The organism is Motilimonas thetidivivens, from assembly GCF_046452435.1.
In the GTDB taxonomy this organism is placed as follows: Bacteria; Pseudomonadota; Gammaproteobacteria; order Enterobacterales; family CBDFNC01; genus Motilimonas.
In genome coordinates this window covers 50,421-68,600 of record NZ_JBKFDK010000008.1, presented here as the reverse complement: position 1 = coordinate 68,600, position 18,180 = coordinate 50,421, and the positions used below count along the sequence as shown (strand labels likewise).

Sequence of the window (18,180 nt, the reverse complement as noted above, 5' to 3'; positions counted from 1 at the left end):
ATTTAAGCTTATTCACATTTACTTTACATCTAAGGCATTAGTTTTTGATTGGCTCGCGCATTTCTTTCGTTCTCACCTTGCTCGTTTGCTGTTTTTTAGTGAACCAGCCTAGTGTGGCTAATGATTTAGTGCTCACCGCAGAAGAAGAAGCCTTTTTAACCGAGCATCCCGTCATTCGGGTATCAAATGAGACCGATTGGCCTCCTTTGGATTTCTTAGATAAAGGTGAGCCTGCTGGCTATTCTATTGATTATCTAAACCTAATCGCGGACAAAATCGGCGTTAAGTTTAGCTATGTCAATGGCTACAGTTGGTTCCAGTTGTTAGAACAAGCCAAAGCAAAAGAACTGGATTTAATGCATTCCATTGCGAAAATTCCAGAACGAGAGAAATTCTTAATTTTTTCAACGCCTTACTTTGAGATGCACAATGTCATCGTAAGTAACCAACAAAACAAGCATTTATCTCATCTCGCTGCCTTACAAGACAAAACCATCGCTGTTGTCGCTGGCTACCACGTAACTAAGTTTTTAACTCAGCATTATCCCAATATCAAACAGCTCAATGTTGCTTCCCCGCTGGCGGCATTACGCGCGGTAGCAACCGATCAAGCCGATGCGTATATCGATAACCTCGCCACCGTCAATTTCCTAATGGAGAAACACCTGATGGGTAATCTATCGGTGACAGGCAGTGTTGAAATGGACGACAAGCAATCTGATTTGTTACATATCGCAGTACGTGACGATTGGCCATTAATGCAAAGCATCATCAATAAGGCCATCGCGCAAATCAGAGAGAGTGAGCTGATCCCCCTGCGCCAAAAATGGCTAGGCGAATTCAATCGCATCAATCAAGCCAACAGTTTAAATTTGACCCAAGTTGAACAAGATTACCTGCAAAAATTAGACAGCTTAAGCTTATGTGTTGATCCAGACTGGATGCCTTATGATCAAATCGACAGCAATGGCCAGCACAAAGGTTTGTTCGCCGATTACTTAGGCGTGATTGCCAAACGTTTACGATTAAACCTATCGCTGAATCCAACCTCAAGTTGGCAAGAAACCATAGACAAAGCGCAGCACGGACAATGCGACCTGATATCCGGCATAATTAACACGCCTGAGCGCCAATCTTTTCTGAATTTCAGTCAGCCATTTTTAAGCTCACCGGTGGCCATTCTCAGCCAACAGCAAACCCCCTATTACACCCTAGAGCAGCTATCGGGAAAAACCTTAGCACTGGTGGCGGGTTACAGTGATGAAACAGAAGTGAGAGTGAGCTATCCTGATATCAAAATCAAACTATTTGATGATGTCACCAGCGCACTGGAAGCGACAGCCAAGGGCCAAGTTGACGCCACGCTCGGCACCTTATTTGTCAGCTTATATCATATCCAAGAGCAAGGCTTAGCTAACCTTAGAATGCACGGTTTTACCCCATTCAAAAACCATTTCAGTATCGGTATCGGCCATAAAGATCCGCTGTTAACTAGCATTATCAATAAAGCGCTTACCAGCATCGCTCCCGAAGAGCACATCGCTTTAAGAAAACAATGGCTCAGCCTAGATCAACAACAACACAATGAACAGTTGATTGAAAGTAGCCTAAAAGAGGGCCTGAACATTGACACCATCAACACCATTTTTAATTTGGAACAACAAGCTTTTCTGAGCCATAAGCCATGGATAACCATGTGTGTTGACCCCGATTGGGCTCCTTTTGAATGGATAGATGATAAACAGCAACATCAAGGGATTGTTGCCGATACCATGAAATTGTACGAACAAAAGCTGGGTAAAGAATTTAAGCTAATACCAACAAGAAGCTGGACCCAAACCCTATCAAAAGCCAAGCTGCGCGAATGCGATATTATTTCAGCCGCAGCCAAAACGCCAAGCCGAGAAGAGTACCTTGATTTTGGCGAGCCGTTTATGAAACTACCCGTGGTCGTGATCACGCGAGAGCTTCCCTACTTCATTGGTAACTTAGGCCAAATTGAAGGCAAGCCAATTGGCATCGTGGCAGGTTATTCATTAGTTGAGATGGTTAAACAGCAATACCCTAATGCCAATATAAAAGAAGTCAGTAATGTTGAAAAAGGCATTGAAAAGGTGTCCAGCGGCGAGCTGTTTGCATTTTTAGGCACGGTTGCATCAGCTAGCCACGTGATCCAAAAAGGCAAAATTACCAATGTAAAAATAAACGGTGCTACCGGTTTAGAATGGTCGGTGGGGGTCGCTACCCGTAGTGATGAGCCATTAATGCGGCAAATTTTTGATGCGGCTACCCGAGATATTAAGCCTACAGAGCATGATGAAATCTTTAACCGCTGGATCAACATTAAGTATTTACATGAAGGTGATTATCGCAAACTTTGGCCGATGGCTTTGTCCATTTTAGTACTGCTAAGCTTATTCATTTATTGGAATCGCAAGCTAAGCAGTTTGAACAGAAAAATAAACAGCTATTTGGACATTATCGACCACCATGTCCTGAACCTGAAAATCGATCTTGATCAAACCATTATCGATGCCAGTGATGCCTTCTGCCAAACCATAGGTATCGCCAAATACAAACTGATCAACAGTGATTTCCGTTTACTCTACCTCGACGCGAATAATGATGAGATAGATTCCGCCTTCTATCAGGCCATTAATCAATGTCAAAATTGGCAGGGCGAGTTTAGTTATGTCAAAAAGAATGGCAAATTGCTCAATACCGAAACCTATTTATCCCCGATCAAGCGCGGTCAGAAAGTCGTTGGTTTTAGTGTCATCCAGCAAGATATTACCGATAAAAAACGCATTGAAAACATCACCCGAATTGATGAATTAACAGGGCTATTTAACCGCCGCCATTTCAATGAAATATTTCCCAAGGAACTGGCTCGCGCCAAGCGTGATGGCAAATTGTTTGGCTTTATGCTGATCGATGTCGACCACTTTAAAGCCTTTAACGATACCTACGGCCACCCCAAAGGTGATCAAGTATTGATTGATATTGCTAAAGCCTTACAAAGTAAATTAAACCGCGCTTGTGACTACGTTTTCAGGCTTGGCGGCGAAGAATTTGGCGTGATCATCTCTGGCGCGGCGATTGATAACGACGTGTTAGATACAGCCTATCGATTAAAAGAAGCCATAGAAGCCCTGAATATTACCCATATCCGTAATCAACCCTACGATACCATCACCATTTCTATTGGTGTCAACATTGTTACTCCAGACCAAGAAACAGACCAAGAAGCCATTTACCAACAGGCAGATGATGCGCTTTATCAAGCTAAAGAGCACAACCGTAACTGTGTGCTACTAGCAAACAAAAAAGATTAGAGCTATCAAAAAGCAAAAATCAATAGCTTTAGACTATCAGTAGTATTGATCTAAACCATTTTAAGATTACGTTATTTTCTACCATAATGACCCCATTGAAACGACAAACCTTTTGCAAAAAATAAGGAAAATAAAATGTTAGAAAATAGAGAAGGCAAATCAGTACCTCAAGTTACATTCCATACTCGTGCTAACGATGCTTGGGTTGATGTCACTACAGATGAAATTTTCAAAGGTAAAACCGTGGCAGTATTTGCACTTCCAGGTGCGTTTACACCAACTTGTTCATCGACCCATCTACCTCGCTACAACGAACTAGCTGGCGTATTGAAACAAAATGGCGTGGATGAAATCGTTTGTATCAGTGTTAACGATACGTTTGTAATGAACGCATGGCTGGCAGACCAAGAAGCTGACAACATTCGTGTTATTCCTGATGGTAACGGCGAATTTAGCGCAGGCATGGGCATGCTAGTAGACAAAGACGACCTAGGCTTTGGCAAACGCAGCTGGCGCTACTCTATGCTGGTAAAAGATGGCGTTATCGAAAAAATGTTCATCGAGCCAAATGAGCCAGGCGACCCGTTCAAGGTGTCCGATGCAGATACCATGCTAAATTACATTAACCCAAATGCGAAAGCGCCTGAAGCCATTAGCATTATCACTAAGCCAGGTTGTCCTTTCTGTGCTAAGGCTAAAGCATTGCTAAAAGAAAAGGGCTTAGCTTACGAAGAAATCGTATTAGGCCAAGATGCAACCAGCGTAAGTCTTCGTGCCATTAGCGGACGCACCACGGTACCTCAGGTATTCATTGGTGGTAAGCACATTGGCGGCAGCGATGACTTAACCGCGTACTTCGCTTAATACTCAACAGGTTAAGGGCAAGCCATTTGCCCTTAACCTCCCATCAAGTTGACTGTAATCAAGTTTATTTACCTGATGTTGGCAACGTAAGATCAGGCAAGTGAATTTCTCCCTTAATGAGGTTGTTATGAAAGTGAAACAATTAGACGTAGCGATTATTGGCGGTGGCACAGCAGGCTTAGCCGCTTACCGAGCAGCAAAAGAAACCACAAACTCTGTCGCCATCATTGAGGGCGGTCCGTTCGGCACAACCTGTGCTCGCGTCGGTTGTATGCCAAGTAAACTACTCATTGCGGCAGCAGAAAACGCGCATCAATATAAAAAATCAGCCGCTTTTGGTGTGCATCTTGGCAAACCACAAATCAATGGCAAGCAAGTCATGGCTCGAGTGAAAGCCGAACGCGATCGCTTTGTTGGCTTTGTGCTTGAGTCCGTTGATGGCATACCAAGTGAAGATAAGATTTCGGGTTATGCAAAATTTATCGATGCGAACACCCTGCAAGTGGGCGAAGATCTGCAGATCCAAGCCAAGCGCATCGTTATCGCCACGGGCTCTCGTCCTAGCTGGCCTGCTCCTTGGAATGAGTTAGGCGATCGCCTTGTGGTCAACGATGACATCTTCGACTGGGATGACTTACCTGAGTCCATTGCGGTATTTGGCCCCGGTGTTATTGGCCTTGAACTAGGCCAAACCTTGCATCGCCTAGGCGTAAAAGTTTTGATGTTTGGCGTTGGGGGTCAAGTGGGTCCACTAACTGACCCTGATGTGATGGCTTACGCCTATCAAACCTTTGCCGAGGAATTCTATTTAGATGCCGATGCTAAGGTCAGTAAGGGCGAGCGCCAAGGTGATAAAGTACTGATTCAATACACAGATAAACAAGGTAATGAGCAACAAGCCTTAGTTGATTACTTGGTAGCTGCCACTGGCCGTCGCCCTAATGTCGATAAAATTGGCCTTGAGCAACTCGACATCCAACTTGATGATAAGGGCGTGCCTGTTGCAGATAAGTTCACTATGCAAACGTCGATCCCGAATATTTTTATCGCGGGCGATTCAAGCAACCAAATTCCGTTGCTTCATGAAGCGGCCGATCAAGGAAAAATTGCGGGTCACAATGCGGGCATTTATCCCGACATTCGAGCAGGCCTACGTCGCACTCCGATCGCGGCAGTATTCAGTGACCCACAAATTGCCATGTTAGGTGAAAGCTACCGTGATATTGAACGCCGTCTAGGTGGCTGTGGATGTTTTGCCATCGGCGAAGTAAGTTTTGAAAACCAAGGCCGTAGTCGCGTCATGTTAGTCAATAAAGGACTACTAAAAGTTTATGGCGAAAACGGCACTGGCCGCTTCCTAGGTGCAGAAATGACCGGCCCCAATGCGGAACATTTAGCGCACCTGTTGGCTTGGGCGCACCAAAACAAAATGACCGTAGCGCAAATGCTGGATATGCCTTTTTATCATCCGGTGATTGAAGAAGGCGTTCGTACCGCATTGCGTGACCTCAACGCCAAATTACACCTAGGGCCAGAAATGACCCAGATGTGTATGGAATGTGGCCCAGGTTGTTAAACCTATAAGCCGCTCGCTTTAGTTTGTCGGGCGGCTCACTGTTTTTACTATTAACCATGCCATTCGCCCTGCTAGTGATGACCTTTAGTTGACAGCTAATCAAATATCCTGAAAATGTAAAATTCTATCTCATTTTCAAAGGAATGTTGGGCAATGTCAGTTTTACGATGCGGTGTGTTAGCCGCGCTTTTACTCCTTAATGGCTGTGGCGGCGGCTCCCTTGATTTGTCCGGCAAACCCGATGATGGCGGCGGTAGCAATCCTCCTGAAGTGCCAGCTGATAGTTTGGTTTTAGCGCGTAGCAATAGCCCCTATGCCGATAAGCTGATCCCATGTGTACTCGGCTTACAGGCCAATAACGCGTGCTCCCTAAATGAGCTTAACTTCATCTACCAAGCGAATCCTAACCCCACGGTAGAAGATATAATGAACCGCGTGGTGGTATCTGATCAGTGGATGGCAAAGCGCTTCGAAGATATGCTCAAACAGAGTAATATGCCCAACACCATGCTGCCCTTATTTCAAAGTGTCCGCGCAGTGGTGATAAGTAAAGACATCCGCCCCGCTTTTTTTAGCCCTTACTCGGGAGCAATCTACATCGATCCCGATTTTATTTGGCTAACTAACTCAGAAAAAGCCACCATCAATAAAGATGAAGACCAGCGAGCCGAATACGCCCGCCAATTTCAATTTGAAGCCACACAGCGCTTTGTTAAAGATAATGCCAGAGCATTTCCGCCGGGCACCTTAAATGATCAAACCGAGCGTAGCCTAGCTGCTACCGTGCCGGTATTAGCAAGCTTGCTGTTTCATGAATTAGCCCATGCTCGAGATGCTTATCATCATACCTTCCTTGATACCTTGACTCCCTCCGACACACGGCTATCTGATATCTATAATAGCCGCACTATTCCAGTGATGAACGAACAAGTATTCACTAGCACTTTTGCCTTAACCAACAAAAACATGAAGTCCCTATCTCAAGCACTGTATGGAGGTGAAACACCAACGGCAGAACAAAAGGCTTACACCGCCGCCGATGTAGGCGCAATGTTGGAGGGCGAAGGGGCAAATGATCAGTATGCTTACTATACCGGCTATGAAGATTTTGCCATGTTGTTCGAAGAAACCATGATGAAGTACCACTACAACATAGATCGTGATGTGGTGTATCTTGAGGTTCCAGAGACCTATACCAAATGTGATGACTACATCGTTGGCTGGGGGCAACGCAACCGACTTGCGGCAAGTGAAGTGCGCCCTCGCGCCCAAGCCGTAGCGAGAAAAGCGCTAGCTAACATCAGTGGTACCGAGTTACTTGAAATCGATTCCTTCTTCAGTACCTTGGGCTCTCCAACCACATTACCGTTAATAGGTTATTGCTCATCGATTAATCCTAATAGTCGCAGCATAAGCGATAGCCAATTTGATCCTCGCTTAGATCGTATTCGCTACTAAGGGACTAAAGAGTTAAGCGGCAGATGATCGCTTAACTCTTCTTAAATCGCGGTAATCAAAGGGGTCAATAAACACATTATTGACCTTTCCCCCTCGCTCAATGACAGCTTCTTTGGTTTTTCTGACCATGGCAGGATCACCAAACAAATAAACCTTAAATGCCGCTAAAGAGCTAAACCGAGCCAATGCCAACTCGGCCATATTGCCCTGAAAATACTGAGCCGGTAAATCTTCCCTAATTTGGCTCTGGTCATCTAAACAAGGGCGATAGTGAAAATTATCAAACGCCTCATCCATACTCAACAACTGATCATGAAAGTACAACCCCGCTAAGGTCTTACTACCATGGTACAGGTAAATGTTTCCCGCAAAACCTGAGTCTAGGGCATCTCGAACCACACCTAAAGCAGGTGCAAGCGCACAGTCATTGGCTATCAGTAGCAAATTCATGTTGCTGGGGGTATGGGTGTAAAATGCCCGTCCGTAAGGGCCTTGAATGTCAATACAGTCACCTACCTTGGCTTCATCAATTAGCCAGTTACTTAATACGCCATTTTTCATGCGCTCAATATGAAACTCTAAGGCGCCGCCTCGCACTGGCAAGCTAGCAATGGAATAACTGCGCGTTTCACCATCGTCACGGCGAAAATTAAGGAACTGCCCCGCATGGTAGTAGATAGGGTTGGCAGGCTCTAGCTCCAACACGCATACTTTGTCATTAAGCATCCGCTTCGCTGTAATCACCCCTCTCCCCAAATAATCAGCTCGCTTTCCTGTGGTTAAGGCAACATCAGTATCACAAAAAGCGGTGCACATTTTATAGTAATCTTGCAGCGCTAAGGTTTCGCGAAGCCCTTGCTGGGCTTCTTCATCTATATCACCAGCTACTTTTTGTAAAATACAGCTTTGGCATAAACCCGTTTTACATGAGTAAGGTATTTTTATGCCTGCAGCAAGTAAGTTATCAAGTAATGATTTACTGGTATCGAGCGGAAATGTCTGGCCATTGAATGTCAGAGTTGCCATAGCAGAACCTTTGGTACTGTTTACTTAACCCCCTGCACTAGAAGCGATACAAGCAAGATAAGTAACACACGTCCATTTGTGAAGTCGTGTTTTAGGTATAGAAGATAAACGGGACTTGAGCTAACGATAAAGAGTCAAATAAATACCACAAAAAAAGCCATCCAAACGGATGGCTTCGCCAAGACAGGAGCAACCCTGTTACTTTTCTGTCACTTAGTTAAGTTTACTTTAATTGGTAAACCGAGGTTGAACCACTGACTTCGTTACCAATAATAAGCAATGGATAGCCTGTTGGGCTGTCTTTTTGATTTACAAATAACATCCCTTCTGGTCCTACATCACCCGCGGCTTCATTGGCTGGATCCTTGCTAAAATCACGGTTAATTGTGTAGCTAACAAATTTTGCCGCTGCTGGTACAGTCACATCGTACATCATAAATCCGCCAACACGCTCTAGGCCGATAAAGGCGTAAGTACGACCGTCGATCTCACCGATGGCTAACGCTTCTGGCTCTGGGCCTTTCGCGCTAGAACGATCGTTTTTCTTATCTTGCTGTGGACGATCATTGCTGGCATTGAAGTTTTCTTTTACGCGCTGCGCTGTGATACGTTCAAAATCACTGCCAGAATCAAACACTAACTCGCCTGATTCAGACCAAATGGAGAAAGAGCGTGCGCCATATGCATAAAGGGTTTCATATTCGCCGTTAGCATTTTTACCTAAGGTATTGGTAATTTTTAATCGACCTAATTGCTCTTCACCCGTCTTATCATTGAGTGCGCTGCTGAATTTTTCGCTATCAACTAAATCTTCAACACGATATTCTTCATTGAAGGCTAAACAGCCATCATCTTCATCCCAAGCTAATCCGCCTTGCTCATTACATTCGGCTTCTGTGGCATCAAAGAAGTATTCACGTGCATCACCTTCATTAGCCGTTACAAAGTAGTGCTGACCATCAACACTGTAGCTAGCGATAGAATCTGGCTGATACATGCCCACCACATTTTGCCAAGGACGAATATTAATCTTAGCCTTGCCATTCGCCAGCACTAGACCATCAATCCCATCAATATTGTCACGATCATTTAAATCTAGGGCATTCTCTACCTTGCTGTGATCTTTGTAGCCCAATGCAATCAGCTGTTTGATCTTGCCATTGGCCACATCAACCACGGCAACACCATTGTTTTCTTGTAACGATACAAAAGCTGTGCTGCTATCGGCTGTCACTGTGATGTATTCAGGCTCAACGTCTTGCGACAGGGTTGATGCCACGCCCGCCATGCTCTTACCAAACACACGTAAATCAGCAGGCACTTCATCCGCGCGTGCACCGCCTTGGTTGAAATCACTAAAGCTCAGTTCAATGGCTTCACTTGGTTGGCCTTGATTAATTTTTATCAGGCTAATAGAGCCTTCTGGATCAACATTGTAGTCGCCCGATGGCTCACCTTCATTGGCCACTAATACCGTGTTACCGTCAGGAGTAAAAGTGATCATATCAGGCAGATAGCCTACTTTTACCGCCTTGATAAAGGTAATTTTGCCGTTCTTCGCTATCTTATAAAATGCAGCGTAACCACGTCCCTGACGCTTGTTGCCCTTGCCGTCACCCGCTTCGATTGCAACCGCTAACAGATCACCCGAAACCGAAACACTGTTTGCCGCCCCGACTAAAGGATCAGCCACGTCTTTTCTCACGTCTAACGTGGTTAGTTTAGGTAAGTTGTTGAGATTTAGAGGGTCATTTACTTTTACTTTGGCTTTCAGTTTTCTGCCATCTAGCACATCGATTGCGCCACTTTTGGCATTCACCACAAAAATTTGCTTGGTTCGCTTGTTAAAGCTAACAATCTCAGCCGCACTTTCATCAAACACACCCGTTGCATGACGTGCGATTAATGTTGGAATCGGAGCTTGAACAGCAGAAGTGTCGCTACCAGCCACAGCTAAGCCTTGGTAAGCCAATGCCATGCTGCTGATTAACAGTGTATTAATGCCCTTAAATTTCATTATTTTCCCTAATTGCTATAGTTTTAAAATTTAGCTAATGCTAATGATTATTTATTACCATTAAGTTTACTTTTTGTTTCAGCCAGATTACAACAAAAAACCGCTATTAATTAATTAGTTATAAACAAAGGTGAGGGTTTATAAAGCAAACAGGTATAAAGGTTAAGTCAAAATAACTAAACCGCGACGAAATTAAATAAGCAGAAGGAATGAGATAGTTTGACAGGGAGGCAACAAGTAGCAATTTGGGACAATTACGAATAATCAGGAATAATTAGGAGCATGCTTGCACATGCCCCATAAATATTATTTTCAACTAATTAGAATGAGAGTTAAGCGGCGAGTTTACACTACTTAATCTCAATTCTGGTTAATGGAGCCAGCCAATGAATATCGTATGAATCAGTAGCAAAACTTCGTTTTCAGGGATGAAAACGCAGAGCGTATACGGACATATTCAGCGCGTTTTTGCGGAATATTCATACGATAGGCTTATCCCAAACTCAGGCTACTTAATAAATTCAAAGGCATCACCATATAGGTGAGCTTCTTCAATACCTTGGGCTCTAAAATCTTCGCGGGCAGCGCCCGACATCTCAAAACGGCCAGCAATGTAAACATCGTAGCCTTCTAGGCTGACAAAATCACTCAGCACCGCCTTGTGAACCAGCCCTGTTTTACCGCCTTCAACTGAGCCTTCTTCAACCACTGGGATATAAGTGAGATGCGAATGCTGTTTAGCCAGCTCAACTAACGCTTGATGCGCATAAAGATGCTCCGGCTGTTTAACACCCCAGTAAATAAAAATCGGCTGTTTGTTTGCCGTGGTTAGGCTGTAATCCAAAATAGATTTAACGTATGAAAAGCCCGTGCCTCCTGCAATTAAGATTGCTGGACGCTTTGATTCTTCACGGTAGAACGCTTTACCCGCAGCAATTTCTACCGTCAGCTCGCCCGTTGCTTTCACTTTTTCAATCACTTCCATTGCATAAGGGTTATGCTCAGAAGCGCCTATATGCAGCTCGATAACATCTGAGGTTGGGCTATTGGCAATAGAAAAAGGTCGTTTGTCTTTTTCCCCCATCACAACGGTTAAATACTGGCCGGCAAGAAACTCTGCGCGTTGATCAGGTTTCAGCACTAACTTGTACACAAAATCCGTGAATTGAGAGAGTTCAACTAATTTACAACTATATGATTTCATAACCTTTCCTAAAGCTTACCGCTTTATTTCCAAATCCGATAATGGCTTAGCTAAGCACGCATAAGTCCAACCTTGGTCTTGCTCTTGTTGCGTTAACCAAGGCTCCATGGCACCGTATTCCACCTCGCCGTGAATACGCTGGCATAAGCAGCTTTGACAGCCACCGCTGCGACAACGATAAGGAAACGGGATCTGTTGACGAATCGCCGCAGCCAAAATCGTTTCGTTTTCATTGATATCAAATTCTACCCCATCAGGTAGTAATCTGGCTTTAAACATTTAACATTATATTCAATTATTTAACTATTTAGCTTAGCGCTTAAGCGGAGTATCAATCCCCAACTCGTGCCAAATCGCGTCGATGCGTTTAGTCACGTCGGGATCCATCACGATCGGCTCGCCCCACTCTCGATTGGTTTCACCTGGCCACTTGTTGGTGGCATCTAGGCCCATTTTTGAACCTAAGCCAGAAACGGGTGAAGCAAAGTCGAGGTAATCGATTGGCGTATGATCGATCAAGGTTGTGTCGCGCGATGGATCCATACGCGTGGTGATCGCCCAAATAACGTCATTCCAGTCGCGCGCGTTAACGTCGTCGTCACAAACAATCACAAACTTGGTGTACATAAATTGGCGTAAGAAAGACCAAACTCCCAGCATCACACGCTTAGCGTGGCCTGGATATTGTTTCTTAATCGTCACCACCGCCATACGATAAGAGCAGCCTTCAGGCGGCAAGTAAAAATCAACAATTTCAGGGAACTGTTTTTGAATGATCGGCACAAACACTTCGTTTAATGCCACCCCTAAAATAGCCGGCTCATCCGGTGGACGCCCGGTATAAGTACTGTGATAAATCGGATTTTCGCGCATGGTCACATGCGTCACGGTGAACACGGGAAATTCATCGACCTCATTATAGTAACCCGTGTGATCGCCATAAGGCCCTTCAGGTGCCATTTCATCTGGGTATAAAAAGCCTTCCAACACTATCTCAGCACTGGCGGGGACTTCTAAATCATTGGAAATACTTTTGACTACTTCGGTACGACCGCCACGCAATAGGCCAGCAAAAGCATATTCACTTAAGGTATCGGGCACCGGCGTGACAGCACCAAGAATGGTCGCCGGATCCGCGCCTAAGGCAACAGAAACCGGATAGGGTTGGCCAGGGTTTTGTTGCTGAAAATCACGAAAATCCAACGCGCCACCACGGTGGGATAGCCAACGCATGATAAGTTTGTTTTTACCCAGCACCTGTTGGCGATAAATACCTAAGTTTTGGCGTTTCTTATTTGGCCCACGGGTAATTGTCAGTCCCCAAGTCACCAAGGGTGCAACATCACCCGGCCAGCATCGCATCACCGGGATCTTAGTTAAATCAACATCATCACCGCTAAGCACAATTTGCTGACACGGCGCTTTTGATAGCTTCTTTACCGGCATATTCAGCACTTGCTTGAAGATGGGGATTTTTTCCCATAGCTCCTTTAACCCTTTCGGTGGCTCAGGCTCTTTCAAATATGACAGCCAAGTGCCCACATCGCGCAATGCAGACACATCATTTTGCCCCATGCCCAGCGCCACACGCTCGGTAGTACCGAATAAATTGGCCAACACGGGCATGTCATAACCGATCGGGTTTTCAAACAACAATGCCGGACCACCGCCTTTTAAAGTGCGGTCAGCAATTTCCGTCATTTCTAGATTCGGATCGATAGGTTGAGAGATCCGTTTCAACAAACCGCGCTGCTCCAGCAGAGCAATAAAATCTCGTAAATCTTTATACTTCATGTGCGAAAGCCCTGTGCTGTGAAGGCAGCTAGTATATACCCAATCAACTTGAAGATGTATGTTTCAGAGCCCCACCGTGTTTTCAATACTAGGCACGCTAATGCAGGAATGTAAGCGCCTTCTAAATTAGCGTAAGAACGTAGTGGAAACACGGTGGCGCTCCCAAAGGGCAAGTTTTACAGCCGTTTATGCCGCGTTATTGATTTTGATAAGGGGAAGCCATTACCTGCAATCAATGCCTTGTCTAAACGTCTGTAAATTCTTGCTGAAATCAAGCATCTCCAGGTTGATTGGGTATATACCAAGCTAAGAATATTTCAGAATTTGCGAAGGGCTAAACCCAACGCGATGAGAATACGCTAAATAGAAAGAAATGGCTTAAAAACAAATTAACGCTGTGGTACCGGACCGTAGTTTTTGCGGATGTCATCTAGTTCAAACAATTGCTTAATTAAACGTTTCGCTTCCGGTGAGGTGTTTAAGAACAAACTAAGCCAGGCATTTTGGGTATCCGTTTTCGCCGGATCCCCTTCCGTCACCAAGATAACCAAACGCGACAGAATATTATGATCCGTGAGCTGTGCCAGTACTTGAGCTGCCACTTCACCCATTTCTTCACTGTCTAAAGCCGCCACTAAATAGGTTTCGGCTTGTTTTGGCATCGGCTTTAATTCCGCCATTAGCTGCCATGCATGCTCGGTTAATTCTTGGTTTTGCGCGGCAATCCATAGCAACTCAAAGGCCTGTTCAGCAGGGTAGTTTTGCTTAACCCACCATGCCGCTTTCATACTGTGTTGATCAACCGGTCGCAGCCATAAACGGCGGTACAGATCCTCACTGCCATTAAGCATGGCCATATTGGCTATCACTAGGTTGTCAGGGAAAAATATGTTGGGATCATCGAGTTCTCGCTCTAACCATTGCAAGCGTTTTGGATTTTGCATTGGCAGCACTTTGACTAATGACTCTTGTTGGTCATCTATATACGGGTTATGACTATTAAATATGGCTTTAACGTCTAACTGCCCTTGGCTAAGTTGGCGATGATATGTCAGGTGTTGGTTGTTAACCCGCCAACCACGTAAAGCGGCACGCGCCAACGCAGGATAATCAAAAGCCGGCTCACTGACGACAAAATCATCATTTTGCTGCTCAACGAGCACATGAGGGCGAGATTGGGATAACTCGACTAACCAATGCCGTAGCTTATCATCAATATGATCCATCGCCATGGCTTGCTTACTTACCAACACCAAGAGGTATTCATATTGTTCGCGCGGCAAGCTTTCTAAGTTGTTGGCAACTTGCTCTACTTCGCCTTGCTCTAGCAGTGGTACGAGTGAACTAAATCTGTCTTTTAGATGGGTGCTGCGTTCGATAGCAGCCACGCGCGAACCGTCAATGATGAAGGTATCACCATGATTATCATTAAATAATGCTGTCTGGGCAAAAATTGGCAAGCTAAACAACCAAACAATCGACCAGGTCCATTTGGCGAAAGCAACTTTGGCGAAGGCCATTAAAACACATCCTAATTCGGCATTTACCACCTTAGTGTGCGCTTAATTTAGCAGAAATACAAACTGGGGAAAGATTTGGCGAGCTAATTTAAAAGGGAGGTCACAAAGACCTCCCTCACCAATCAATTACGATTTTTGACGCTTCATCGCATCAAAAAACTCATCGTTAGATTTGGTCATAGACAGTTTATCAATGAGGAATTCCATTGCGTCGATCTCACCCATAGGGTGGATGATTTTCCGCAATATCCACATCTTCTGTAGCTCGTCAGCTGTGGTTAACAACTCTTCACGACGAGTACCACTGCGGGTAATGTCGATTGCAGGATAAACACGTTTTTCAGCAATCTTACGATTTAGATGTAACTCTAAGTTACCGGTACCTTTAAACTCTTCGTAGATAACTTCATCCATTTTCGAGCCGGTATCGATCAGCGCCGTTGCGATAATGGTTAAGCTACCACCTTCTTCAACTTTACGCGCTGCGCCAAAGAAGCGCTTAGGACGATGCAATGCGTTTGCATCAACACCACCGGTCAATACTTTACCTGAACTTGGGATCACCGTGTTGTAAGCACGTGCTAGACGGGTAATCGAGTCTAGTAAGATGATCACATCTTTCTTATGTTCAACCAGACGCTTCGCTTTTTCAATAACCATTTCAGCTACTTGAACGTGACGGCTAGCTGGTTCATCAAAGGTAGACGCAACCACTTCACCGCGCACTAGACGCTGCATTTCGGTTACTTCTTCTGGACGTTCATCAATCAACAGCACCATCAGTACCGCATCAGGATGGTTGAAGGCAATGCTTTGAGCTATGTTTTGTAGCAACATGGTTTTACCCGCTTTTGGCGGTGCAACCACTAGACCACGTTGTCCTTTACCTATCGGCGAAGCCAAATCAAGAATACGTGCAGTAATGTCTTCGGTACTGCCGTTGGCACGCTCCATACGTAAACGCTCATTCGGGTGAATTGGCGTTAAGTTTTCAAATAGCACTTTGTTGCGTGAATTTTCAGGCTTATCGTAGTTCACTTGGTTGATTTTCAACAAAGCAAAGTAACGCTCACCTTCTTTTGGAGGTCTGATTTTGCCTGAAACCGTGTCACCTGTGCGTAGGTTGAAACGGCGAATTTGACTTGGCGATACATAAATATCATCTGGGCCAGCGAGATAAGAGCTATCTGCGCTACGTAAGAAACCAAAGCCATCTTGAAGGATTTCTAACACACCATCGCCAAAAATATCTTCACCGCTTTTAGCATGAGCTTTGAGGATCGAAAAGATAATGTCTTGTTTACGCAAGCGAGCTAGGTTTTCTAGCCCCATAGATTCACCAAGTTTAATTAACTCAGGAACGGGGGTATGTTTAAGGTCGGTAAGATTCATAGTTGTGGGGTTTTCAATGTGAGAAACTTGAATTAAGGGGTTAAATAACAGTAAATAAACAGGTTATATAGGAATAGCTGTTTGGAAATTGGTTGTCGCTAAGTAAATTAGCACTAATTCGCCAAGGCGTCTACTAATTCACCAAAAACAATTAAACTCGGTCACAAAATAGGTCAAAAAACGGCCAGCATATTGTCACTACAAATATGCTTGACCGTTATCTGCAATTTCACTAATTAGATGTTTGCGTCAAGAAACTCTTTTAGTTGAGTTTTTGATAGTGCGCCAACTTTAGTCGCTGCCACTGCGCCATCTTTGAATAGCAATAGTGTTGGAATGCCACGAATACCAAACTTAGGTGGAGTTTCGTTGTTTTGATCGATGTTTAATTTACCCACCGTCAATCTGCCTTCATACTCAGCTGCGATTTCGTCTAAGATCGGTGCAATCATTTTACATGGGCCACACCACTCTGCCCAAAAATCAACCAATACCGGTCCACTGGCATTAACAACATCCGCATCAAAGCCTGCATCTGTTAGCTGAACTATTTTGTCACTCATTTTTTACTCCAAAAAAATTTAGCTTCTGATGGATTTTTATCCATAAAGAGTTGCCTTATTTGAATAGATCCTGTTTCTTATTGCAAGCTTTACCTGATATGCTAACGAATATGAGCAAAACACACTTAACAGAACAGAAATTTTCAGACTTTCCATTACGTGCTGAAGTCATTTCTGGATTAGAAGCCAAGGGCTTCCACAATTGTACTCCGATTCAGGCGCTTACGCTTCCTGTTGTGCTGGATGGCAAAGATATTGCTGGCCAAGCACAAACCGGAACGGGTAAAACCATCGCCTTTTTATCGGCCGTTTTCCATCACCTATTAGAAAACCCAGCTCCAGAGGGTCGCAAGCAAAATCAACCGCGTGCGATTATTATGGCGCCGACACGTGAGCTTGCTATCCAGATCCACAACGACGCGGTCACCATAGCTAAAAGCTGTCAGCTTAGCTTGGGGCTTGTGTACGGTGGCGAAGGTTATGAAAGCCAACGACAGCAACTTGAAGCGGGTGTTGACGTGCTGATTGGCACCACAGGCCGAATTATTGATTACTTCAAACAAGGTGCTTTCTCGTTGAACTCCATCCAATGTGTGGTATTGGATGAAGCCGATCGCATGTTTGATCTTGGGTTTATTAAAGACATACGTTACTTGTTCCGGCGCATGCCTGAGGCTAAACAACGCCTCAATATGTTGTTCTCTGCCACGCTGTCATTTCGCGTGCAAGAGCTCGCCTTTGAGCATATGAACGACCCTATCCACGTTCAAGTGGAAGCTGAGCAAATGACAGGTACGCGGATTAAACAGGAATTATTCCGCCCGTCAAATGATCACAAAATGCGTTTATTCATGACCCTAGTCGAAGAAGAATGGCCGGATAAAGCCATTGTTTTTGCCAACACCAAACACAAATGTGAGTTGGTTTGGGGACAACTTGCCGCCGATGGTCATCGTGCCGGCTTGCTAACGGGTGATGTGCCGCAGAAAAAACGCCTAAAAATTCTCGAACAATTCACCAAAGGTGAACTGGACTTTTTAGTGGCAACCGACGTCGCCGCTCGCGGTTTGCATATTCCATCCGTTACCCATGTCTTCAATTATGATTTACCGGATGATGCAGAAGACTATGTGCACCGTATTGGGCGAACTGGCCGTGCTGGTGAAAAAGGGATTGCAATTAGCCTTGCCTGTGAAGAATACATTTTTAACCTCCCTGCGATAGAGGAATACATCAAAGCAGAAATCCCTGTCAGCGAGTTTGATGAAGATGCCCTGCTTGATGACTTACCCCCGCCGCTACGTATTCATAAAGCGAAGTCACCTAATTCACAAAAATTTAGAGACAAATCGCACAACAGAAAGCAAAATCAGCACAGACGAACATAAGGTAAGCCAAGTATCAACTTTGGTTTACCAACTGCTGGCTTAG

At 44.7% G+C, this 18,180-nt stretch carries 13 protein-coding genes; 5 read left to right on the top strand and 8 right to left on the bottom strand.

Going from position 1 to position 18,180, the window contains the following annotated elements; all coding sequences use genetic code 11:
• Window positions 1–98 precede the first annotated feature (98 nt).
• From ACK8OT_RS08230 to ACK8OT_RS08215, 4 genes are all read left to right on the top strand, one after another.
• Window positions 99–3,335, top strand: a complete 3,237-nt coding sequence (locus ACK8OT_RS08230) for a transporter substrate-binding domain-containing protein (RefSeq protein WP_410196021.1) — start codon at window positions 99–101, stop codon at window positions 3,333–3,335.
• Window positions 3,336–3,470: 135 nt separating this feature from the next.
• A complete protein-coding gene (locus ACK8OT_RS08225; RefSeq protein ID WP_410196020.1) occupies window positions 3,471–4,199 on the top strand; it encodes a glutathione peroxidase in 729 nt (242 codons plus the stop codon).
• Between the two features lie 127 nt (window positions 4,200–4,326).
• On the top strand, window positions 4,327–5,775 hold the full coding sequence (locus ACK8OT_RS08220; protein ID WP_410196019.1) for a dihydrolipoyl dehydrogenase: 1,449 nt from the start codon (window positions 4,327–4,329) through the stop codon (window positions 5,773–5,775).
• Between the two features lie 153 nt (window positions 5,776–5,928).
• Complete coding sequence (locus ACK8OT_RS08215) at window positions 5,929–7,233, top strand: hypothetical protein (protein ID WP_410196018.1); 1,305 nt, start codon at window positions 5,929–5,931, stop codon at window positions 7,231–7,233.
• 12 nt (window positions 7,234–7,245) lie between these two features.
• Here the strand turns inward: ACK8OT_RS08215 and ACK8OT_RS08210 are convergent, their stop codons facing one another.
• The 8 genes from ACK8OT_RS08210 to trxA all read right to left on the bottom strand — a co-directional run bounded on the left by ACK8OT_RS08210 (window position 7,246) and on the right by trxA (window position 16,749).
• A complete protein-coding gene (locus tag ACK8OT_RS08210; protein WP_410196017.1) occupies window positions 7,246–8,259 on the bottom strand; it encodes an FAD-binding oxidoreductase in 1,014 nt (337 codons plus the stop codon).
• A gap of 223 nt (window positions 8,260–8,482) precedes the next feature.
• A complete protein-coding gene (locus tag ACK8OT_RS08205; protein WP_410196016.1) occupies window positions 8,483–10,276 on the bottom strand; it encodes a choice-of-anchor I family protein in 1,794 nt (597 codons plus the stop codon).
• A gap of 508 nt (window positions 10,277–10,784) precedes the next feature.
• A complete protein-coding gene (gene fre, locus ACK8OT_RS08200; protein ID WP_410196015.1) occupies window positions 10,785–11,480 on the bottom strand; it encodes an NAD(P)H-flavin reductase in 696 nt (231 codons plus the stop codon).
• 15 nt (window positions 11,481–11,495) lie between these two features.
• Window positions 11,496–11,759 carry a 2Fe-2S iron-sulfur cluster-binding protein gene (locus tag ACK8OT_RS08195; protein WP_410196014.1) on the bottom strand — a complete coding sequence of 88 codons (264 nt, stop codon included), beginning with the start codon at window positions 11,757–11,759 and terminating at the stop codon, window positions 11,496–11,498.
• 33 nt (window positions 11,760–11,792) lie between these two features.
• Window positions 11,793–13,274 carry a 4-hydroxy-3-polyprenylbenzoate decarboxylase gene (ubiD, locus tag ACK8OT_RS08190; RefSeq protein WP_410196013.1) on the bottom strand — a complete coding sequence of 494 codons (1,482 nt, stop codon included), beginning with the start codon at window positions 13,272–13,274 and terminating at the stop codon, window positions 11,793–11,795.
• 389 nt (window positions 13,275–13,663) lie between these two features.
• The gene (locus ACK8OT_RS08185; RefSeq protein WP_410196012.1) at window positions 13,664–14,794 is read right to left on the bottom strand and encodes a hypothetical protein; all 1,131 of its coding nucleotides are present in this window, start codon (window positions 14,792–14,794) and stop codon (window positions 13,664–13,666) included.
• Between the two features lie 126 nt (window positions 14,795–14,920).
• Window positions 14,921–16,186 carry a transcription termination factor Rho gene (rho, locus tag ACK8OT_RS08180; RefSeq protein WP_410196011.1) on the bottom strand — a complete coding sequence of 422 codons (1,266 nt, stop codon included), beginning with the start codon at window positions 16,184–16,186 and terminating at the stop codon, window positions 14,921–14,923.
• A gap of 236 nt (window positions 16,187–16,422) precedes the next feature.
• A complete protein-coding gene (trxA, locus tag ACK8OT_RS08175) occupies window positions 16,423–16,749 on the bottom strand; it encodes a thioredoxin TrxA (RefSeq protein ID WP_410196010.1) in 327 nt (108 codons plus the stop codon).
• A 110-nt stretch (window positions 16,750–16,859) separates the two neighbouring features.
• On the opposite strand from trxA, the gene rhlB reads away from it, so the two are divergent.
• On the top strand, window positions 16,860–18,137 hold the full coding sequence (rhlB, locus tag ACK8OT_RS08170) for an ATP-dependent RNA helicase RhlB (RefSeq protein WP_410196009.1): 1,278 nt from the start codon (window positions 16,860–16,862) through the stop codon (window positions 18,135–18,137).
• Window positions 18,138–18,180 lie beyond the last annotated feature (43 nt).